Source organism: Streptomyces sp. NPDC048352 (assembly GCF_040651895.1).
In the GTDB taxonomy this organism is placed as follows: Bacteria; Actinomycetota; Actinomycetes; order Streptomycetales; family Streptomycetaceae; genus Streptomyces.
Genome location: NZ_JBEZKZ010000087.1, coordinates 1 through 21,194, shown reverse-complemented (window position 1 = coordinate 21,194; position 21,194 = coordinate 1). Strand labels below are relative to the sequence as shown.

17 protein-coding genes are annotated in these 21,194 nt (G+C 74.1%); 7 read left to right on the top strand and 10 right to left on the bottom strand.

All coding sequences use genetic code 11. The features are described 5' to 3' along the window. Positions 1-14: 14 nt before the first annotated feature. On the bottom strand, positions 15-2,690 hold the full coding sequence (locus AB0D45_RS30215; protein ID WP_362464905.1) for an AAA family ATPase: 2,676 nt from the start codon (positions 2,688-2,690) through the stop codon (positions 15-17). Between the two features lie 457 nt (positions 2,691-3,147). Between AB0D45_RS30215 and AB0D45_RS30210 the strand changes: the two genes are divergently transcribed. Continuing rightward, a complete protein-coding gene (locus tag AB0D45_RS30210; protein ID WP_362464883.1) occupies positions 3,148-3,687 on the top strand; it encodes a hypothetical protein in 540 nt (179 codons plus the stop codon). A gap of 11 nt (positions 3,688-3,698) precedes the next feature. Here AB0D45_RS30210 and AB0D45_RS30205 read toward each other — a convergent pair whose 3' ends face one another. From AB0D45_RS30205 to AB0D45_RS30185, 5 genes are all read right to left on the bottom strand, one after another. Beyond that, the gene (locus AB0D45_RS30205; RefSeq protein ID WP_361608318.1) at positions 3,699-3,938 is read right to left on the bottom strand and encodes a DUF397 domain-containing protein; all 240 of its coding nucleotides are present in this window, start codon (positions 3,936-3,938) and stop codon (positions 3,699-3,701) included. A 166-nt stretch (positions 3,939-4,104) separates the two neighbouring features. Continuing rightward, on the bottom strand, positions 4,105-5,289 hold the full coding sequence (locus tag AB0D45_RS30200) for a thiolase domain-containing protein (RefSeq protein WP_362464880.1): 1,185 nt from the start codon (positions 5,287-5,289) through the stop codon (positions 4,105-4,107). Beyond that, entirely contained in the window at positions 5,286-6,353 is a 1,068-nt protein-coding gene (locus AB0D45_RS30195; RefSeq protein WP_362464877.1) for a thiolase domain-containing protein, read from the bottom strand. The genes AB0D45_RS30200 and AB0D45_RS30195 overlap by 4 nt, the downstream gene beginning before the upstream one ends. Next, on the bottom strand, positions 6,353-7,330 hold the full coding sequence (locus AB0D45_RS30190; protein ID WP_362464874.1) for an OB-fold domain-containing protein: 978 nt from the start codon (positions 7,328-7,330) through the stop codon (positions 6,353-6,355). The genes AB0D45_RS30195 and AB0D45_RS30190 overlap by 1 nt, the downstream gene beginning before the upstream one ends. Before the next feature lie 114 nt (positions 7,331-7,444). Continuing rightward, on the bottom strand, positions 7,445-8,245 hold the full coding sequence (locus AB0D45_RS30185; RefSeq protein WP_361608326.1) for a crotonase/enoyl-CoA hydratase family protein: 801 nt from the start codon (positions 8,243-8,245) through the stop codon (positions 7,445-7,447). 173 nt (positions 8,246-8,418) lie between these two features. Between AB0D45_RS30185 and AB0D45_RS30180 the strand changes: the two genes are divergently transcribed. The 4 genes from AB0D45_RS30180 to AB0D45_RS30165 all read left to right on the top strand — a co-directional run bounded on the left by AB0D45_RS30180 (position 8,419) and on the right by AB0D45_RS30165 (position 13,465). Continuing rightward, positions 8,419-10,050, top strand: coding sequence for an acyl-CoA synthetase (locus AB0D45_RS30180; RefSeq protein ID WP_362464871.1), 1,632 nt, complete (start codon positions 8,419-8,421; stop codon positions 10,048-10,050). Positions 10,051-10,169: 119 nt separating this feature from the next. Further along, entirely contained in the window at positions 10,170-11,513 is a 1,344-nt protein-coding gene (gene paaK / locus AB0D45_RS30175) for a phenylacetate--CoA ligase PaaK (RefSeq protein WP_362464868.1), read from the top strand. 203 nt (positions 11,514-11,716) lie between these two features. Beyond that, the gene (locus AB0D45_RS30170; RefSeq protein WP_362464902.1) at positions 11,717-12,535 is read left to right on the top strand and encodes a YhjD/YihY/BrkB family envelope integrity protein; all 819 of its coding nucleotides are present in this window, start codon (positions 11,717-11,719) and stop codon (positions 12,533-12,535) included. Between the two features lie 69 nt (positions 12,536-12,604). Continuing rightward, the gene (locus AB0D45_RS30165) at positions 12,605-13,465 is read left to right on the top strand and encodes an oxidoreductase (protein ID WP_362464865.1); all 861 of its coding nucleotides are present in this window, start codon (positions 12,605-12,607) and stop codon (positions 13,463-13,465) included. Positions 13,466-13,550: 85 nt separating this feature from the next. Here the strand turns inward: AB0D45_RS30165 and AB0D45_RS30160 are convergent, their stop codons facing one another. Then, positions 13,551-15,050 (bottom strand): fatty acyl-CoA synthetase, encoded by a 1,500-nt coding sequence (locus AB0D45_RS30160; RefSeq protein ID WP_362464862.1) that lies wholly within the window; start codon positions 15,048-15,050, stop codon positions 13,551-13,553. A 386-nt stretch (positions 15,051-15,436) separates the two neighbouring features. Here AB0D45_RS30160 and AB0D45_RS30155 point away from each other — a divergent pair, with 386 nt between their 5' ends. After that, positions 15,437-16,162, top strand: coding sequence for a hypothetical protein (locus AB0D45_RS30155; RefSeq protein ID WP_362464859.1), 726 nt, complete (start codon positions 15,437-15,439; stop codon positions 16,160-16,162). Between the two features lie 107 nt (positions 16,163-16,269). Here AB0D45_RS30155 and AB0D45_RS30150 read toward each other — a convergent pair whose 3' ends face one another. After that, a complete protein-coding gene (locus tag AB0D45_RS30150; RefSeq protein ID WP_362464857.1) occupies positions 16,270-17,388 on the bottom strand; it encodes an ionic transporter y4hA in 1,119 nt (372 codons plus the stop codon). Between the two features lie 166 nt (positions 17,389-17,554). Between AB0D45_RS30150 and AB0D45_RS30145 the strand changes: the two genes are divergently transcribed. Continuing rightward, positions 17,555-18,106 carry a DinB family protein gene (locus AB0D45_RS30145; RefSeq protein WP_362464854.1) on the top strand — a complete coding sequence of 184 codons (552 nt, stop codon included), beginning with the start codon at positions 17,555-17,557 and terminating at the stop codon, positions 18,104-18,106. 10 nt (positions 18,107-18,116) lie between these two features. Here the strand turns inward: AB0D45_RS30145 and AB0D45_RS30140 are convergent, their stop codons facing one another. Continuing rightward, on the bottom strand, positions 18,117-19,673 hold the full coding sequence (locus tag AB0D45_RS30140; RefSeq protein ID WP_362464851.1) for an acyl-CoA synthetase: 1,557 nt from the start codon (positions 19,671-19,673) through the stop codon (positions 18,117-18,119). Between the two features lie 15 nt (positions 19,674-19,688). Next, positions 19,689-20,795, bottom strand: coding sequence for a nitronate monooxygenase family protein (locus AB0D45_RS30135; protein ID WP_362464848.1), 1,107 nt, complete (start codon positions 20,793-20,795; stop codon positions 19,689-19,691). Positions 20,796-21,194: the final 399 nt, after the last annotated feature.

Below are 21,194 nucleotides of genomic sequence, written 5' to 3'. Positions count from 1 at the left end.
GCGGCCCCGGGGACTCAGCTTGCGCGCTGGGCGAACGCCTCCAGCGCCCGGGCCGTGCTCGCCTCCAGGGCGTCCGCGCCGCACGCGCGGCCGGTGAGGCGGGCGCGGTCGAGGAGGCCAGGGTCCTGGAGTTCGGTGCCCAGCGCGGCCAGGGCACGGGCCAGTTCGTAGGCGGCCGGGGAGTCCTCCAGCAGGGCCACCGCCTCGCGCAGCAGGTCCGCCCGGTCCTCGGGGGCGGCCACCTCCGCCGTGACGCGCAGGGCCTGGCCGACGGCGGAGGGCGCGCCGAAGACGCGGGCCCGGCGCAGGGCCTCGGCCGCCAGGGCCCGGGCCCGGGCGGGGTCCTCGGGGGCGACGGCCCGGGCCAGGAGCAGCCGCCAGGGGCACCAGGACGGGTTCTGGATGCCGCGCGGGGTCAGCCGCCGTCCAACGGCCTCGAGTTCGGCGGCGGCCGCCTTCCGGTCGCCGCCGGCCAGGAGCAGTTCGGCGTACACGGTCTGCGAGTCGGGGAAGACCACGGCGGCGGGGAAGGGTTCCCCGTACTCGTGTTCCCGCGCCAGCCGCCAGGCCTCCTCCACCCGGCCCCGGGCGATCAGGGTGGTCAGGAGGATGGCGATGGCGTACCAGTGCACGGGCGTACGGCGGCCCACGCGCTCGGCGAGGCGCAGTCCGTCCCGGGCCAGTTCCTCGGCCTCGGCGAGCCGTCCGCGCCGGTAGCGGAGGTAGGCGCGCAGGCTGTACGCGAAGGACAGGTGGGCGCCGTGCCAGCCCTGGCGCTCGAACTCGGCGGTGCCCTCCTCGAAGAGCTCCTCGGCGCGTCCGGGCCGGTCGGCGTACATGTGGACCATCGCGGCGAGCACCGGCACCTCGAAGCCGCGGTCCTCGTGGGCCCAGCCGAAGGGCTCGCGCAGGACCCGGTCCGCGTGGCGGAGGGCCACGTCGAGGGGCTCTCCGCGCAGGCAGGCGTCCCAGGCGCGCAGGCCGATGACGTAGCGCTCGGTGAGGTCGCGGCCGACGAGGCGGTCGGCGAGGCGGGCCAGGCGGCGGGAGCGCGCCGGGGAGTCCGGTTCGGCGGCGTTGAAGGCGTCCCACATGAACTGCTCGGCCTGCAGGCGCAGCCGGGCGCGGGCGTCGGGGGTGCGCGGGATCTCGCGGCCGAGCAGCTCGGAGGCGGCGGCGAGGTGGTCGCTGTGGGCGAGGACCTGGGCGAGCCGGATGACGATGCCCTGGCGCAGCACGGGGTCGTCGGAGGGTTCGGCGAGGGCGGCGCGCAGGTGGTTGACGGTGGTGGCGGGCTCCGTGAGCAGGGAGGCGCAGCCCAGTTCGTAGAGGACGGCGGCGCATTCGCCGAAGTCCGGCGGCTCTTCGAGGGCGCGGGCGAGCTGGCGGCGGGCGGCTTCGGGGGCGCCGGCGCGGAGGTTCTCGGCGGCGGCCTCGCGCAGGGTGCGCACCACCCAGGGGTCGTTCTCCGGCTGGGTCTCCAGCAGGTGGCGGGCGGCGGCGGAGGAGCCGAGCCCGGCGTCGACGACGGCGGCCGCGGCCTTGCCGTGCAGGGCGACGCGCAGGGCGTCGGGGATGGCGCGGTATATGGCGGTGGCGATGAGCGGGTGGACGAACTCCAGCCCGGCGTCGTCCTCTTCGTCGGCTCCGGCCTCGGCCGGCGGGGCCGACAGGATGCGGGCGTCACGGAGCCGGACGGTGGCGTCGGCGGCCTCCTCCGCGCCGAGCACCGCGACCCGGGCGGCGATCCGGCGGGGGATGGCGGTGCCGAGGACGGCGCAGGCCCAGGCGAAGCGGACGGTGGAGGGGCCGAGGCTGTGCAGCCGGGCGACGAGCCCGCTGCCGCGCTGGGCGGCGGCGAGGTCGCGCAGCAGCGGGGCGCTGGCCTCGACGGGGTCGAGGCCCTCGGCGCGGACCTTGGCGGTGAGTTCGACGGCCTCGAAGGGGTTGCCGGTGGTGACGGCCCAGGCCTCCCGGCAGAAGGCGTCCTCGGCGTGCTCCCCGACGGCTTCGCGGACCAGGGTGGTGACGGCGTCCGCGCTCAGCGGGGCGAGGCTGAGCGGGCGCTGTCCGGCCCGTCCGGGCAGCGTGCGGAAGGCCTCGGCGTGCGCGGGGAGCTCGTCGGGGCGGTAGGCGGTGACGAGGAGCAGGGGGAGGTGTTCGGCGCGCGGGGCGAAGCCGGCGAGCCAGCCGAGGGATTCGGGGTCGGCCCAGTGGGCGTCGTCGAGGACCAGCACGACGGGGGCGCGCTGGACGGTGAGGTGGGTCAGGACCCAGTCGAGCCCGTCCCGCAGGCCCTGCGGGTCGGGCGGGGCGCCCTGGGCGGGGGCGCACAGGCCCAGCGCGGGGCCGGCGATGGCGTACCAGCCGCCGAGGGCGGCGCGCAGTTCGGCTTCGGGGCGGCCGGCCAGCTGGGGCTGGAGGAGCTGGCGGGCGACGTGGAACGGCTGGGTCTGCTCCTGCTCGCCGCCGCGTGCGGCGAGCAGGGTGCAGGAGCGGGCGAGGGCGCGGCGGCGGACTTCGGCGAGCAGGGTGGTCTTGCCGAGGCCGGCCGGGCCCGAGAGCGCGAGCAGGCCGCCGCCGCTGTCGGGGCCGGATCCGGCGAGCCGGTCCAACGCGTCGTCGACGGCGAGGAGTTCGGCTTCGCGTTCGAAGAGCGCGCGCCGTGTACGGGTCCGGCGTTCCGTCATGGCTGTACCCCCCAGGCCGGCTCGGGGGATCAGCGTACGCCCGCGCACGACCCGGGGGGTCCCACTATCGGGAAAGAAGCCGATCTTCTCCTGCGGGCCGTCACCTCCGAGGGGCGCGACCAGGGCGGCGACGACGCCCACGACCACGGCGACGCCCACGGGCAGCGGCCCGGCGGGGCGGGTCGGGCGGCCTGCACGCATGCCCGGGACGGCGCGTGATGGCGAGGAGCGGGCGGCGACCCGCGGACGTCGCGGGCGGTCGGGCGGTGCCGGGGGGTGGCGCGGGCAGGGGCCGGCCGTCGACGCGGCGGTAGCGCGCCGCCGCGAGGGATCGGCCCGCCGTGACGGGTTTGGCACGGCCGTGCACGGATAGCCGCCAGGTGAGGCACCCACACGTGCCGGTCCACGGTCGGCCTCGGGCTCCGCGCGGGGCCGTACCCCGACCCGGAGGCGAACGATGAACACGAACCGCGGGCACGACGCCCCGGAGCGGCGCGGCGCGCTGCTCCCGGACGCGGGAGCCATGCTGGACGAGCACGGCCGCCCGCCGGGCGCGCCCTCGCGCACCGGGACGGGCTCCGGCGCGGCGGCCGATCCCGCGCGGGTGGACGCGGCACGCGCGCAGGAGCAGCGCCAGGCCGAGGCCGAGGTGAACGTACTGGTCAGTCACTGCGACAGCGCGGGCGCCGACGCCGTGCTCGGGGTCCTCGCCGAGGCCTTCCCCGGGATGACCGGGCCGACGCCCGTGTGGAACGCGGGGCCCGCGTCCGCTCCGGCCATCTGGTCGGCGACCGTGGACGTACGCCGCCACGCGCCCGGCACGCACCCCCAGGCCCGGCCTGCCTCGCCCGTGACCGCCGAGCTGGACGGCGCCGCGGACCCGGTACGGCAGGTCCGCGCCGTGCTGGAGGACGCCTTCGCCGGGGAGCACCTCGGCACGGTGTCCGGAGAGCACGAGCTCCAGGTCTCCCTGCGGCTGACCGCCCGCCCGGCGTGATCAGGGGCGGCTCAGGTCAGGTCGAAGCGTCCGCCCCGCGCCCCCACGACGAACTTGCGCCACTCGTGCGGCGCGAAGACCAGCGGGGGGCCGTCGGGGCGTTCGCCGCGGCGCATCGCGATGAACCCTTCCACGAAGGCGATCTGGACGTCGCCCACCCCCCGGCTGCCCGGCTGCCAGTCGGCCCGGCTGAGGTCGAGTTCGGGCCTGCCCCAGCCGGCGTACGGCTGCGAAGTCGTGCTCTCGGCCACGTGCGTGCTCCTCCCGGTACGGTACGTCGTCGTCCATGCCCTCGGTCGAGCTCCGCCCCGCTCCCGCGCGGCCGCGCTTGTCCGGGGGGCCAGGGTAGCCATCGCGGCGGGTGCCGCACAGGGCACGGCGGGTCACCCGCCACCGGTCCCGGCGCACCGCGCCGGTTCAGGAACGCGGCGGCTCCGCCCCCACCAGCCACATCGCGAAGAACTGCGCTCCCCCGCCGTACGCGTGCCCCAGTGCCCGCCGGGCTCCCGGGACCTGGTGCTCCCCCGCCTGCCCGCGGACCTGGAGGGCCGCCTCCGCGAAGCGGATCATGCCCGACGCGCCGATCGGGTTGGTGGACAACACCCCGCCGGAGGGGTTCACCGGGAGGTCGCCGTCCAGTTCGGTGACCCCCGCCTCGGTGAGCTTCCAGCCCTCGCCCTCCTGCGCGAAGCCCAGGTTCTCCAGCCACATCGGCTCGTACCAGGAGAACGGCACGTACATCTCGACCGCGTCGATCTCCCGGCGGGGGTCGGTGATCCCGGCCTGCCGGTAGACGTCGGCCGCGCAGTCCTTGCCGGCCTGCGGGGAGACGAAGTCCTTGCCCGCGAAGAGGGTCGGCTCGCTGCGCATCGCGCCGCCGTGCACCCAGGCGGGCGGCTTCGGCGCACGGGCCGCGCCCGCACGGTCGGTGAGGACCATCGCGCAGGCGCCGTCGGAGGACGGGCAGGTCTCGGAGTAGCGGATCGGGTCCCACAGCATCGGCGAGGCCTGGACCTTCTCCAGGGTGATGTCGTGCTCGTGCAGGTGCGCGTACGGGTTCTTCAGCGCGTTGCGCCGGTCCTTGTACGCGACGAGCGAGCCGACCGTGTCGGGCGCGCCGGTGCGCCGCATGTACGCGCGCACGTGGGGGGCGAAGAAGCCGCCCGCGCCCGCCAGCAGCGGCTGCTGGAAGGGGACGGGCAGCGAGAGCCCCCACATGGCGTTGGACTCGGACTGCTTCTCGAAGGCGAGCGTCAGGACGGTGCGGTGGACGCGGGCGGCGACCAGGTTGGCGGCGACCAGGGCGGTGGACCCGCCGACGGACCCGGCCGTGTGGACGCGGAGCATCGGTTTGCCGACCGCGCCGAGGGCGTCCGCCAGGTAGAGCTCCGGCATCATCACGCCCTCGAAGAAGTCGGGGGCCTTGCCGATGACGACCGCGTCGACGTCGGCCCAGGTCAGCTCCGCGTCGGCGAGGGCGCGGGCGGCCGCCTCGCGGACCAGGCCGGCGAGGGAGACGTCGTGCCGCGCGGCGACGTGCTTGGTCTGCCCGATTCCGACGACGGCCACGGGCTCCTTGCCCGGTGCGCCCGGTGTGCTCATGCGGGGTCCCCTTCCAGGACGGCGACCAGGTTCTGCTGGAGGCAGGGGCCGGAGGTGGCGTGCGCGACGGCCCGGTCGGACGCGCCGCGGTGGATCCGGGCGGCCGCCTCGCCGATCCGGATCAGGCCGGCGGCCATCATCGGGTTGGCGGCCAGGGCCCCGCCGGAGGGGTTGACGGCCACCGCGTCGCCGAGTGCGAGCGCCTTGCGCAGCACGACCTCCTGGGAGGAGAACGGCGCGTGCAGTTCCGCCGTGTCGACGGGCGCCTCGAACACCCCGGCGTGCTCGGCGGCGGTCCGGGTGGACGGGGAGTCGGTCAGGTCGCGCAGGCCGAGGCCGTGCGCCTCGATGCGGTGGTCGATGCCGGTGATCCAGGCGGGCCGTCCGCACAGGCGCCGCGCCACGTCGCCCGCGGCCAGGACCACGGCGGCCACGCCGTCCCCGATGGGCGGGCAGTCGCCCGTGCGCAGGGGCCGGACCTGGTAGCCGCCCTGCGGGACGGAGCCGCTGAGCTGGGCGTGCGGGTTGCCCTCGGCTGCGGCCCGGCTGCGGGCGCCGATGGCCGCGAGCGCGCTCTCGTCGGTCTCGCCCGCGTCGATCAGCGCCTGTGCCTGGAGGGCGGCCAGGGCCACCGCGTCCGGCCACAGGGGGGCGAGGTAGTACGGGTCGAGCTGGCGCGTCAGCACGTCCCGGACGGACCCGGGCGAGGACTTCCCGTACGCGTAGACGAGCGCGGTGTCGGCCTCGCCGGTCTGGATCTTGACCCAGGCCTCGTAGAGCGCCCAGGCGCCGTCCATCTCCACGTGCGACTCGGAGATCGGCGGCCAGGCGCCGACCCCGTCGAGGGTCATGGTGAAGGAGAAGGCCCGGCCGGCCAGGTAGTCGCTGGAGCCGGAGCAGGTGAAGCCGATCTCGCCCGCCCTGAGGCCGGTGGCGGCCAGCACCCGGTGCAGGACGGGCATCACCATCTCGACTTCGCTGAGCTCGTCGGTGCGGCGCAGGTGGTCGCTCTGGGCGAAGGCGACGACGGCCACCTCGCGCGCGTACCGGTGGGTCCTGGGCATCAGAGGAGCTCCTTGTACGCGTCGTAGTCCGCGTCCGGCTCGCCGGTGGGGCGGTAGTGGTCGGGGTAGCGGCCGCCGTCGGTCCACACCGGTTCGACGCGCAGGCCCATGCGCACCTGGTCGTACGGGATGCCGCCGATCCGGCCGTGGAGGGCGAGGCCGGCGCCGTCGAGGGCGATGTGGGCGTAGACGTACGGGACTTCGATGTCGAGGTTGCGCGCCTTGATGTTGACGATGCAGAAGGTGGTCACGGTCCCGGCCGGGCCGACCTCGACCCGGTCGGTGGTGGCCACGCCGCAGGTGGGGCACGCGCCGCGCGGGGGGACGTACACCTTGTGGCAGGAGGGGCAGCGCTCGCCGACGGTGCGCCGCTCGGAGAGCGCGTTGATGTAGGCGGTCTGCGCGCGGCCGGGGCTGTAGGTGTAGTCGAGGCGGGCCTCGGCGACGATGCCGGTGACGGGGTCGGTGAAGCGGCCGTCGTGGGGGGTGGCGCGGGCTGCGGCCGGGCCGTCGTGGCCGCCGTCGTCCTCGCAGGGCTCGAAGCAGGCGATGTCGGTGATGGCCCCGGTGCGTTCGGCGGCCCACCGGACGCGTACCCGCATCCCGGTGCGGACGGCGTCGGGGCCCGGGGCGTCGAGGGCGTGCAGCAGGGCGGTGTCGGCACCGTCGAGCCTGACGAGCACCCAGGCGAAGGCGGTGCCGAGGGGCTGCTGGGGGCGGGGCTCCGCGTTCCAGGCCCAGGTGGTGACGGTACCGGTGGGGGCGACCTCGACGAGCTCGCGGATCTCCTCGGCGGTGACGGGGTCGTACTCGGCGGGCGGCACCATGACGCGGCCGTCGGAGGTCTTGACGCCGAGTACGACGCCCTCGCGGAGACCGGTGAGGAAGGCGCTCTGGACGGGGCCGAGGGAGCGGGTGAAGGGGAACTCGACGACGAGGGGCGCTCGCAGCACCTCGGGCGGGGACGCGGCTGTCATGGACGACTCTCCGATTCTCGATCGAGGGGGGGCGGTTGGACCGGGCCCGCGGGCGGGCCGGGACGCCGGAGCGGGGGCCGCAGGGCCGGGGTTCCACCTGCGCGCGGCCGGCGCCTACGCCCGGCGGTAGACCGGCCGGCGCTTCTCCGCGAAGGCCCGCGCCCCTTCCTTCGCGTCGGCCGTGTCGAAGACCGGCCAGCCCCGGGCCAGTTCGGCGGCGAGGCCCTCCGTCTCCGTCAGCTCGGCGGTCTCGTAGACCGACGCCTTCACCGCCTCCACGGCCAGCGGCCCGCACGCGTTGATCAGCTCGGCGGTCTCCAGCGCCGCCTCCAGCGCCGTCCCGTCGGGCACGACCCGCCCCACGAGCCCGATCCGCGCCGCTTCCTCCGCCGAGTAGGGACGCCCCGTCAGCAGCATCTCCAGCGCGTGGGTGCGCGGGACCTGCCGGGGCAGCCGCACCGTGGAGCCGCCGATCGGGAACAGCCCCCGCCGGACCTCGAACAGCCCGAACGTGGCGCCGGCCCCGGCGACCCGGATGTCGGTGCCCTGGAGGATCTCGGTGCCGCCCGCCACGCAGTACCCCTCCACCGCCGCGATGACCGGCTTGCGCGGCCGGTGGTGGCGGAGCATCGCCTTCCAGTGCAGGTCGGGATCGGCCTTGAGGCGGTCCCGGTAGAGGTCGCCCGCCATGCCCCGGCCGGCCAGCGCCTTGAGGTCCATGCCGGCGCAGAAGTCGCCTCCCGCGCCCGTCAGGACCACCGAGCGGACCGTGTCGTCCGCGTCCGCCTCCAGCCAGCCGTCGTACAGGCCCACCAACAGCGGAAGCGAGAGCGCGTTCTTCGCCTCCGGCCTGTTCATGGTGAGCACCAGCGTGGCGCCGCGGCGCTCCACGGTCAGGTGTTCGGTCCCACCCATTGCCGTCCTCCCGTCTCAGACCTAGAACAGGTTGCAGGAGGGCCGGGTGCAGTTCAATAGTTTTCTGACACCCAGTCAGATTTGTTGGCGGGCGCCCTTCCCAGTTGGAGCGGGCGGCGCTCTAATGACCGCCGAGCAGCCCAGCCATGAGCAGTTTCGGGTCAGGAGGAACGGTGGAGTACAACCTTGCCGACCTGTTCGAGTCGGTGGTGGACGTGGTCCCGGACCGCGAGGCGCTGGTGTACGTGGACCACCCCGGGACCGGCGCGGAGCGCCGTCTGACCTACGCGGAGCTGGACGCGGCGGCCAACCGCGTCGCGCACCACCTGCTGGAGCGCGGGCTGAGGCCCGGTGAGCACCTGGGGCTGCACCTCTACAACGGGATCGAGTACCTGCAGACGGTGCTCGCCTGCCTCAAGGCCCGCCTCGTGCCGGTGAACGTCAACTACCGCTACGTGGAGGAGGAGCTGGTCTACCTCTACAACGACGCCGACCTCGCCGCCCTCGTCTTCGAGGGCGAGTTCACCGAGCGGGTGGCGGCCGCGCTGCCGCGGACGCCGCGGCTGCGGCACCTGATCCGCGTCGGGCGGGCCCCGGACGGCGCTCCGGAGCCGGCGATCGCACCGGTCGCGTACGAGGACGCCGAGGCGGCCGGTTCCCCGGAGCGCGGCTTCCCGCAGCGCAGCGCCGACGACCTGTTCATCATCTACACCGGCGGCACGACCGGCATGCCCAAGGGCGTCATGTGGCGGGCCGAGGACCTGTTCTTCGCGGGGCTCTTCGGCGGGGAGCCCTCGGGCGAGCCGGTGAAGCGGCCCGAGGAGCTGGCCGAGCGGGTCGCGGCGCGGGGGGCCGGGCTCACCTTCTTCCCGGCTCCGCCGCTGATGCACGGCACCTCCACGCTCACCTCGTTCATCGCCTTCAACTACGGCCAGCGGGTGGTGATCCACCGGAAGTACGCGCCCGAGGAGGTGCTGCGCACCATCGAGAAGGAGAAGGTGTCGAGCGTGTCGCTGGTGGGCGACGCGATGCTGAGGCCGCTCATCGACGCCCTGAACGGGCCGCTCAAGGGGACGGACTTGTCCTCGCTGTTCAGCGTCTCCTCCTCGGGGGCGATCATGTCGGAGAGCGTCCGCGCCGAGTTCCAGCGCCTGGTGCCGCACGTGGTGCTCCTCAACAACTTCGGTTCGTCCGAGTCGGGTTCCAACGGGCGGGCGACGGACGACTCCGGACCCGAGAAGGGCTTCCGTCTCCAGGTCAACGACCGTACGCAGGTGGTCGATCCGGTGACGCACGAGCCGGTGGCGGTCGGCGTGCCCGGGCGCCTCGCGCAGCGCGGGCACGTCCCGCTCGGCTACTACAACGACCCGGCGAAGACCGCGGAGACGTTCTTCCGCAAGGGCACGGAACGCTGGGTCCTGCTCGGCGACATGGCGACGGTCGACGAGGAGGGCATCGTCACCGTGCTGGGGCGCGGCTCGCAGTGCATCAACACCGGCGGGGAGAAGGTCTACCCCGAGGAGGTGGAGCAGGCGCTGAAGTCGCATCCGGACGTGTACGACGCCCTGGTCGCGGGCGTCCCCGACCCGACGTGGGGCAGTCACGTGGCCGCGGTGGTGCAGGTCCGGGAGGGTGCGCCGGAGCCGACGCTGGAGGAGATCCAGCGCCACTGCCGGACCAGGCTCGCCGGCTACAAGATCCCGCGCCAGCTGGTGGTCACACCGGCGGTGCAGCGTTCCCCGAGCGGCAAGGCGGACTACCGCTGGGCGAAGGCGGTGGCCGCGGAGGCCGACGCGCAGCGCTGAGGAACCCCGGGCAGACGATCACTCGTTCGAGTCATTGCTTTACCGGGCGGGGTCCGGCAATCTACCGAATGAACGTTCGGTTGGCTTATGGCGGTCCGGCTCACGATGAGGTGACGGCAATGACGGCGCGTGCGCGTGCGGGTCTCGGCGACCCGGAGGATGTCCAGGACGAGGGCGAGCGGCTGAGTCCCGACGAGCTGGCGGCGCTCCAGCTGAAGCGGCTGCGGGCGACCTTGCGCCGGGCGTACGACGGCGTGGCCTTCTACCGGCAGGCCTTCGACAAGGCCGGAGTCCATCCGGACGACTGCCGTTCGCTCGCGGACCTCTCCCTCTTCCCGCTCACCACCAAGGCCGACCTGCGCGAGCAGTACCCCTTCGGGATGTTCGCCGTGCCCCGCACCGACGTGCGCCGCATCCACGCCTCCAGCGGCACCACCGGCCGACCGACGGTGGTGGGCTACACCGACGGGGACCTGGCCACCTGGGCCGATGTCGTCGCCCGGTCCCTGCGGGCGGCGGGCGCCCGGCCGGGGCAGATCGTGCACGTGGCCTACGGGTACGGCCTGTTCACCGGCGGCCTGGGCGCCCACTACGGCGCGGAACGGCTGGGGTGCACGGTCGTGCCGGCCTCCGGGGGCATGACGGACCGCCAGGTCAGGCTCATCCAGGACTTCCGCCCAGAAGTGATCATGGTGACCCCCTCCTACATGCTCACGCTGCTGGACGAGATGGAGCGCCAGGGCGTGGACCCGCGCGCCACCTCGCTCCGCACCGGGGTCTTCGGCGCCGAGCCCTGGACCGAGGAGATGCGCCGCGAGATCGAGGACCGGCTGGGGATCGACGCCGTGGACATCTACGGCCTGTCGGAGGTGATCGGGCCGGGGGTGGCGCAGGAGTTCGCCTCCCACAAGGACGGCCTGCACATCTGGGAGGACCACTTCTACCCCGAGGTGATCGACCCGCTGACCGGGGCCGTGCTGCCGGACGGGGAGCCCGGGGAGCTGGTGTTCACCTCCCTCACCAAGGAGGCCATGCCGATCGTCCGCTACCGCACCCGGGACCTGACGCGGCTGCTGCCGGGGACGGCCCGGCCCGCCTTCCGCCGGATGGAGAAGGTGACCGGCCGCAGCGACGACATGATCATCCTGCGCGGGGTGAACCTCTACCCGACCCAGATCGAGGAGATACTCCTGCGCACCCCCGGCCTCGCCCCGCACTTCCAGCTGCGGCTGACGCGGGAGGGCCGGCTGGACGCCCTCACCGTGCGGGTGGAGGCGCGCCGGGACGCCGACGCCGGCACTCGGCGGGCGGCCGCCGCGGAGCTGGTGCGGGCGGTCAAGGAGTCCGTCGGGGTGTCCGTCGCCGTCGAGGTGGTGGAACCGGAGAGCCTGGAGCGGTCGGTGGGCAAGATCAAGCGGGTGAAGGACCTCCGGGAGTCCCCGGCCCCTGCGGAAGAGGCGTAGGCGCCACCGAGGACGGCCACCGCACCGGGGTCCGGCGGGGGCCTGACCGGAGCCCGGAATCCGGCCAGGGGTGGTGCGCCGCGCCGACGGGGCCGAAACCACCTGTTCGGGTTCATTTCGGCGCCGTTCCCGGGAGCGGCCGGGCCCGCCCGGGTAGGGGATCAGGTGTGATCTCGACCCTCCGGCACCTCCACGACCGGCTCATGGGCTCCCCGGCCGGCCTGGCCTGGAGCCGGGGCCGGGAGATCGAGCTGATGCACCGGGCGATGGGCTTCGCCGCCCTGGGCTTCCTCACCCTCGTCCCGCTGCTGGTGGTCGTCGCGGCGGCCGCGCCGGGGAGCGGCTCCGGCTTCGGCCGCTGGCTGGGCCAGGCCCTCGGGGTGACGGCGGCCTCGCGGGCCCGGGTGGAGATGCTGTTCGGGGCGGCGGACCTGGCACTGGAGCGGACCACCGCCTTCGGACTGGCGGCCCTCGCGGTGTTCGGCCTGACCTTCGGATCCGCCGTGCAGACCGGCTACGAGAAGGTGTGGGACGTGCCGACCGCCCGCTGGCACACCATGTGGCGGCACGTCGTGTGGCTGGCACTGCTGGTCTGCTACCTCGCGCTGCTTGTCGGCATCCCCGCCCCCTCCGACACCGCGGTGGGCACGGTGGTGGGCACCGTCAGCGACACGGTCGGCACCTGCCTCTTCTTCTGGAGCTCCGGCCGGCTCCTGCTCGGCGGCCGGGTCCGCTGGCGGGCCCTGCTGCCCGGGGCGGTGGCGACGAGCATCGGGCTGGTGGGCCTCAGGGTCTTCTCGCAGCTGGTGTTCTCCCCGCTGATCGCCTCGAACGCCGTCACCTACGGCCCCTTCGGCACGCTGCTGGTCGTCCAGTCCTGGCTCGTCGGCGTCGGCTTCGTGGTCTACGGCGGCGCCCTCGTCGGCCGCCTCGTCCACGAGCACCTCACCCTGCGCAGACTGCGCGCCGGCGGGCTCCTGCCCGCCGGGGACGGCCCTTCTCATGATCCGGAACGGGAGTGACCCAGCCGGGTGACGGCTGGCAGGATTGCCGTGCACCACCCACAACACCGTTGTCACGCAGGGGGATTGATGTCAGAGCAGACGCACGCCGCCGGCCGGGTATGGCTGATCACCGGAGCCTCGTCGGGCTTCGGCCGGACGCTGGCGGAGGCCGCGCTGGCGGCCGGGGACACCGTCGTCGCCGCGGCCCGCCGGCCCGCCGCGCTCGACGACCTGGCGGCCGCCCACCCGCAGCGGCTCGTACCGGTGGCGGCGGACGTGACGGACACGGCGCGCGCCGAGCAGGTCGTCGCGGAGGCGGTCGAGCGGTTCGGGCGGATCGACGTCCTCGTCAACAACGCCGGCCGGGGCCTGGTCGGAGCGGTGGAGGAGACCTCCGACGCCGAGCTCCGGGACCTGATGGACCTGCACTTCTTCGGCCCCGCCGCACTGGTACGCGCCGCGCTGCCCCACATGCGGGCGCGGAAGTCCGGGGCGATCGTGCAGATGAGCAGCATGGGAGGGCGGCTGTCCTTCCCGGGCGTCGGGGCCTACTCGGCGACGAAGTTCGCCCTGGAGGGGCTGACCGAGGCGCTCGCGGGAGAGGTCGCGGAGTTCGGGATCAGGACGCTGATCGTCGAGCCCGGCGCGTTCCGTACCGGCTTCGCGGGCGGCGGCGCGCTGCGTCAGACGGCCGCGGTGCTTCCGGCGTACGAGGGCACGGTCGGCGGGGTCCGGACCGGACTGCCCGGCAGCGACGGCAAGCAGCCCGGCGACCCGGTCAAGGCGGCCGCCGCCATCCTGGCCGCCCTGGACGCCGAGCGGACGCCGCTGCGGCTCGCGCTGGGCAACGACGCGCTCGACGCGATCCTCGCCCACGCCGACACCGCCCGCGCGGAGGCCCGTACCTGGGAGTCCGTCAGCCGGGGCACGGACTTCGACGACGCCTGACCGGCCCGCGGCCCTGACCGGCCGGACCCCGCCCCGCCCGTCCCCCGGCCGGCGTCTCGGCCGGGGGGAGCCGGTCGGCGGGGCCTCAGCGGGGGTTGAAGCGGTCGCGGAGTTCCCGCTTGAGGATCTTGCCGCTGGCGTTGCGCGGGAGGGCCTCCACGAACAGCACCCGCTTGGGTGCCTTGAAGGGGGCGAGCCGCTCCCGGGCGTAGGCCATCAGCTCCGCCTCCGTCACCTCCCCGCGCGGTACGACCACCGCCGTGACCGCCTCGATCCACCGCTCGTCGGGCAGCCCGACGACGGCCGTCTCGGCCACCCCGGGGTGGGTGTACAGCACGTCCTCGACCTGCCGGGACGCCACCAGCACGCCGCCCGAGTTGATGACGTCCTTCACCCGGTCGACCACCGTGAAGTAGCCTTCGGCGTCCCGTACCGCGAGGTCCCCGGAGCGGAACCAGCCGTCACGGAAGGCCTTCCCGGTGGCCTCGGGGGCGTTCCAGTAGCCCAGGCACAGCTGCGGGGAGCGGTAGACGACCTCCCCCGCCGTGCCGTCGGGGACGTCCGCGCCGTCCTCGTCGACGACCCTGGCCTCCACGTGGCGCACCGGGCGCCCGCACGAGTCCATCCGGCCCTCGTGTTCCTCCGGCCGCAGGACCGTGGCCAGCGGGCCGATCTCGCTCTGCCCGAAGCAGTTGTAGAAGCCCAGCCCGGGCAGCCGGTCCCGCAGTCGTTCCAGTACCGGGACCGGCATGACCGAGGCGCCGTAGTAGGCCTTGCGCAGGGCGCCCAGTTCCCGGTGCTCGAACTGCGGATGGCCGGCCAGCGCGATCCACACCGTGGGCGGCGCGAAGAGGCTGTCGGCATCGCCCGCCTCCACCAGGTCGAAGATCTGCTCGGCGGCCGGCGCGTCCAGGACGGTGTTGTGCGCGCCGACCGCCAGGTAGGGCAGCAGGAAGACGTGCATCTGCGCCGAGTGGTAGAGCGGCAGCGAGTGGACGGGGCGGTCGGTCTCCGCCAGGTCCAGGGCCTCGATCGCGCTCTCGTACGCGTGGGCCAGCGCCCGGTGGGTCATCATGGCGCCCTTGGGCAGGGCGGTGGTGCCCGAGGTGTACAGCAGCTGCACCACCGCGGACGGGTCCCCGGCGGCCTCGTAGGGGATCGGCTCGGCCAGCTGGGACAGGAAGGACCCGGGCGCGTCGCGCAGCGCCCGTACGGGGTGTCCGCCGGGGACCAGCGGGGCCAGGTCCGGGTCGGCGAGGACGAGGGCGCTCGCGCAGTCCCCCAGGATGTACGCGAGGTCCTCGCCGGTGAGGTTCTGGTTGACCGGGACATGGGTGAGGCCCGCGCGGGCGCAGGCGAGGAAGGCGATAAGGTAGGCGTCGGAGTTGTGGGCGAAGGCCGCGACCCGGTCCCCCGCCGCCAGCCCGTACCCCTCCCGCAGTACGGCGGCGCCGGTGGAGACGGCCGCGTCGAGTTCTGCGTACGTCCAGCTCCGCTCCCGGTAGCGGACGGCGACCCGGCCCGGGGTCCGTCGCGCGCTGTCCCGCAGGAGTCCGTCGACCGTCTGGTGCCGCACTGCCGTCATGGGCGCGATCCTCGCCCCGCCCCGGCGCCGGGGTCAAGATCGGCGCGCGAACCGGGGCCCGGCGCCCGGACGCCCGGCGAGGACCGGAACGGTGACGGCCGCACGCCCTTCGGCTGGCCACCGCACGGTCGGTGACGGCATGTCAGCCAGCACGGCCTTTACCAGGAACGAAGCCCGGACGGGCGTATTCCGGTAAACGTTTTCCATACTCCGGCAAAGCCTTTGCCGGGCTCTTGCCCTGCGGAGCGGAACCGGATGGGATGCGCGGGTCCCTTGCCGAGCCCCGCCGGGCCGCACCCTGCCCGGTGGAGCCGCTCTCAGCCAACCCGTGACGTACCGGTACGTCCGGCACGCCACACATGTGAACATCGAGGTCGAGCCACACCGTGCGTCAGATATCCTCCGCCGCCAGGATCGTCATCGTCGCGGCACTTCCGCTGGCGCTGACCGCCTGCTCCTTCATCACCCCGAAGGCCGCGGCCCCCTCCACGACGGGCACGCCGTCGGCCGCCGCGGCGCCGTCCGCCGACCCCAACAAGGGACTCCTGACGGGCAGGCAGCTCAAGGCGGCGCTCGCGCCCGCCTCGTTCTTCGGTGCCGGCTTCGCCGCCGACCCGGAGCTCACGCGCGACACCGGCGACACCTACCAGCTGCCGGCCACCACCGAGGTGCCCGCCCCCGACTGCACCAAGCTCGGCGCGACCTCGTGGACGGAGATCACCGGCATCAGCGGCGTCTCCTTCGCGCAGAACGCGTACGTGAACAAGAACTCCTCGGAGGAGTTCGCCCAGGAGATCGACGTCTACCGGGGCACGACCGCCACGACCGTGCTCGACGCGCTGGGCAAGATCTCCAAGGCCTGCCCCGGCTACACCGACAGCGACACCCAGGCCAAGGTGACGGTCGCCGAGAAGCCCCTGGCGGGCGTGGGCGACGGAGCCTGGTCCATCACCCAGACCAGCACCGCCTGGCAGGGCGGCACCACGCTGGTGGCCGCGCGGGTCGGCACCTCTGTGGTGACCGTGCTCGTCAGCAGCAGCACCGACAACGGCCTGCCGGGCGCGACCAGGCTGGCGAAGCAACTGGTGGCCTCCCTGACGGGCAAGGCCTGACGGCAGCGGCCCCCTTCCGTGGTGCCGCTCCCGCCTCCGGCGAGCGGCACCACCCGGGCCCGGCCGGGCGGCGGCGGACGCCCGGGGGCCGCCCGGGGCCCGCCCCGCTACGGGCTGACCGCGAGGAACAGGTACGCGGCCAGCAGGACGAGGTGGACGCCGCCCTGGAGCAGGGTGGCGCGGCCCGGCACGATCGTCAGGGCGCCGACCACCACGGTCAGGGCGAGCAGCACCATGTGGATCGGCCCCAGACCCAGCAGCAGCGGCCCGGTCAGCCAGACGGAGGCCAGGGCGATGGCCGGGATGGTCAGGCCGATGCTGGCGATGGCGGAACCGTAGGCCAGGTTCAGGCTGGTCTGGACGCGGTCGCGGCGGGCGGCCCGGACGGCGGCGAGGGTCTCGGGCAGCAGGACGAGCAGGGCGATGATCACACCGACGACGGCATGGGGAAGCCCGGCGTCGGAGACGCCCTTCTCGATGGTCGGGGAGACGGCCTTGGCGTTGCCCACGACCGCGACGAGGGCGACGAAGAGCAGGCCGAGGCTGATCAGGGCGGCCCGGGCGGTGGGCGGTTCGGCATGGTCTCCCGGGGTGCCGCCGCTGCCGCCTCCACTGCTCCCGGTGTCCTCCACCGGCAGGAAGTAGTCCCGGTGCCGGACGGTCTGGACGGCGATGAACAGCCCGTAGAGGGCGAGCGAGGCGACGGCGGCGAAGGCCAGCTGGGGCGTGGAGAACTCGGGGCCCGGCCTGCTGGTGGTGAAGGTCGGCAGCACCAGGCTCAGCACGGCCAGGGTCGCGACGGTGGCCAGGGCCGCGCCGGAGCCCTCGGCGTTGAAGACGGCGATCCGGTGGCGCAGGGCCCCCACGAGCAGGGACAGGCCGACGATGCCGTTGCAGGTGATCATGACGGCGGCGAAGACGGTGTCCCGGGCGAGGGAGGCGGTCTTGTCGCCGCCGTCGGCCATCAGGGTGACGATCAGGGCCACTTCGATGACGGTGACGGCGACGGCGAGGACCAGTGAGCCGAAGGGCTCGCCGACCCGGTGGGCGACGACCTCGGCGTGGTGGACGGCTGCGAGGACCGCCCCCGCGAGGCACAGGGCGACCAGGGCCACCGCTCCCCCGGGCAGGTCGCGTCCCCAGCTGAGGACGAGCGCGACGAGCGCCACCACGGGGACCAGGAGCGTCCAGTCGGTCAGGGGGGATCTGCGCGTTGCCGTACTCATGCCAGCCAAGTTGCCAGAACCGCCGCCCCGGTGCGCCGAGCGGCGCGCGTCCGGGGGCACCGAGTGGCACTTCTCACGAAATATCGGGCTTCACTGGACACGACGCGGGCCGTGCTCCCGCCCGGAGGGCCTTCCGGGCGCGGAGCCCTTCACTCATGATCAGTACATGACGAACCGTACGAGAAGAGCGGAACTGTTCCGGGGGCCGGGGAGCGAGAGCCGGTTCGAGGGTCCGGCGACCGGCGGCGAACGGCCCATGCTGCTCTCCATGCTGGCGGCCCAGCGCGCGACGCTGGAACTCAAGTGCGCCGGTCTGGGCGCCGAGTTGGCCCGGCGGGCGGTGGAGCCGTCCACGCTCTCGCTCCTCGGCCTGGTCCGCCACATGGCGGATGTGGAGCGGGGCTGGTTCCGCCGGGTCCTGGCCGGGCAGGACGCGGCGCCGCGCTTCTCCTCGGCGGCCGACCCGGACGGGGACTTCGACGGGGCGGTGTCCGCACCCGGGGACGTGGAGGAGGCGTGGGAAGCCTGGCGCCACGAGGTGGAGTTCGCCGACCGGTTCGCCGCCGAGGCCCCGGACCTGGACGTCGAAGGGCATGACGCATGGCGGGGGACGGTGTCGCTGCGGTGGGTGCTGATCCACATGATCGAGGAGTACGCGCGCCACAACGGCCACGCCGATCTGCTGCGGGAGCGGATCGACGGGGCCGTCGGCGTGTGACACGACCCGGTCAGACGGCGCGCTCGCGGCCCTCCCAGTAGGGGTCGCGCAGCCGGCGCTTGTAGAGCTTGCCGTTCGGGTCGCGGGGCATCGTCTCGATGAAGTCGACCGACTTCGGCCGCTTGTAGCCGGCCAGCTGCCGTTCGCAGTGGTGCAGGATCTCGGCGGCCAGCGCGTCGCCCGCCTCGAAGCCCTCGGCGGGTTCGATGACGGCCTTGACCTCCTCGCCCCAGGAGTCGTGGGGGATGCCGAAGGCGGCGGCGTCGGCGACGGCCGGGTGGGTGAGCAGGGCGGACTCGATCTCGGCCGGGTAGATGTTCACACCGCCCGAGATGATCATGTCGATCTTCCGGTCGCGGAGGAAGAGGTAGCCCTCCTCGTCGAGGAGGCCGAGGTCGCCGACGGTGAAGAAGTCGCCGATCCGGTTCTTGCGGGTCTTGCCCTCGTCCTTGTGGTAGCTGAAGCCGCCGGTGTTCATCTTCAGGTAGACGGTGCCGAGTTCTCCGGCGGGCAGCCGGTTGCCGTCGTCGTCGAAGATCGCGAGTTCGCTGATCGGCCAGGCCCTGCCGACGGTTCCCGGCTTCTTCAGCCAGTCCTCGGCGGTGGCGAAGGCCCCGCCGCCCTCGCTGGCCGCGTAGTACTCCTCCACGCACCGGCCCCACCACTCGATCATGGCCCGCTTGACGTGGTCGGGGCAGGGGGCGGCGCCGTGGATGGCGTGCCGCATCGAGGAGACGTCGTAGGCGTCCTTCGTCTCCTGCGGCAGGGCGAGCAGGCGGTGGAACTGGGTGGGGACCATGTGGGTGTGCGTACAGGCGTGACGGTCGATCAGGCGCAGCATCTCCTCGGGGCTCCACTTGTCCATCAGGACCAGCGGGTGCCCGATGTGCAGGGACGCGCCGGCGAACTGCAGCACCGCCGTGTGGTAGAGCGGCGAGCAGACCAGGTGGACGTTGCCGTCGAAGGGGCGGATGCCGAAGATGCCGAGGAACCCGCCCAGGTACGTCTCCTCCGGGAGCTTGCCGGGCAGCGGCCGGCGGATGCCGCGGGGGCGGCCGGTGGTGCCGGAGGTGTAGTTCATGACCCAGCCGAGGGTGCGGCCGGCGGGGGGCTCGCCGCTCCGCCCGTCGAGGAGTTCGGCGTACAGCCGGAAGCCGGGGACCGCTCCGACGGCGTAGCGGCGCTCGGGGGCGAGTCCGGCCTCTTCGGCGGCGGCGGTGGCGGCGTCGGCGAAGCGCTCGTGGGCGATGAGGACCTTGGCCCCGGAATCGGAGACGATCCAGGCGATCTCGGGGCCGACCAGGTGGTGGTTGACGGGCACCAGGTAGAAGCCCGCCTGGGAGGCGGCGAGGTAGGCGGTGAGGAACTCGACGCCGTTGGGCAGGACGACGGCGAAGGCGTCCCCCTCCTCCAGGCCGGCGGCGCGCAGGCCGTGCACGAGGCGGTTGGTGTCGGCGTGCAGCCGGCCGGCGGACCACTCCTCGCCTTCGGGGGTGACCAGGACGGTGCGGGCGGGGTCTGCGGCGGCCTGCGCCCAGAAACCGTTGGGCAGCTGCGTGTCGGTCATGCTGCTTCTCACTCCTCAGGACCGGCCGGCGATACGGGTGATGCGGTCGATGGCGCGCTCGAAGCCGGCGGTGAGCTCGTCGAAGACGGCCTGGACGCTGCGTTCGCTGTTCATCCGGCCGACGATCTGGCCGACGGGGGTGCCGAGCAGCGGCTGGACCTCGTACTTCTGGATGCGGGAGACGGCCTCGGCGACCAGCAGGCCCTGGAGCGGCATGGGCAGGGCGCCGGGGCCCTCCGGGCCGTCCCAGGCGTCGGTCCACTCGGTGCGCAGCTGGCGGGCGGGCTTGCCGGTGAGGGCGCGGGAGCGGACGGTGTCGCCGGAGCCGGCGGCGAGGAGCTTCTCGGTGAGGGCGCGGGAGTGCAGATCGGCCTCGGTGGTGGTGAGCCAGAGGGAGCCGAGCCAGACGCCCTGGGCGCCGAGGGCGAGTCCGGCGGCGATCTGCTCGCCGCTGCCGATGCCTCCGGCGGCGAGGACCGGGAGCGGGGCGACGGCCTCGGCGATCTCGGGGACCAGGACCATGGTGGCGATGTCGCCGGTGTGGCCGCCGGCCTCGTAGCCCTGGGCCACGACGACGTCGATGCCGGCTTCGGCGTGGCGGCGGGCGTGTTTGGCGCTGCCGGCGAGGGCGGCGACGAGGACGCCGTGGTCGTGGGCGCGGGCGATGACGTCGGCGGGCGGGGAACCGAGGGCGTTCGCCAGGAGTTTGACGGGATAGTCGAAGGCGACGTCGAGCTGGCTGCGGGCGACCTGCTCCATCCAGCCGGTGATGCGCCAGCCGGAGGCCTCGCCCTCGGCCAGTTCGGGCACGTGGTGCTTGGCGAGGACGTCGCGGACGAAGGCGCGGTGTCCGGCGGGGATCATCGCCTCGATGTCGGCCTCGCCGATGCCGTCGACGGCCTTCTTCGCGGGCATGACGACGTCGAGGCCGTAGGGCTTGCCGCCGGTGTGCTCCTGCATCCAGTCGAGGTCGCGCCTGAGGTCGTCGGGAGCGGTGTAGCGGACGGCGCCGAGCACGCCGAACCCGCCCGCGCGGGTGATGGCCGCGGCGACCGCCGGGAACGGCGTGAAGCCGAAGATGGCGTGCTCGACTCCCAGTTTCTTGCTGAGCTCCGTCTCCATGGGCGTGAGGATGCCGCAGGGCGGCGGCCGAGGGAAGAGGTTTTCTGATGCTGTGTCAGATTCTTGCGGGCGGGCGGGTGCGGAGGGTCCGCGGCGGGCGGGCAGATACCCAGTAGCGTGCGGAGCGCCTGCGGCGCGCTGGGCGGATCGGGTGGGCCCCGGGGCCGGGAGCCGGGAGGGCGCTGCCCGGCGCGGACGGCGTGCGGCGGCGGTGTACGGCGCGGGCGGCGGGCAGTGCGGAGCGGACAGGAGGGCCGATCATGGGGACAGTCACGGGGGCCGGCGCAACGGAGACCCCGCACGCACGGACACCCCGAAGCGCGCAGCCGGAGGCCGAGCGCGGGCCGGAAGCCGGACGCCGCGGAGGGCCGGAGACCGGACGCGGGCCGGTGGCCGGAC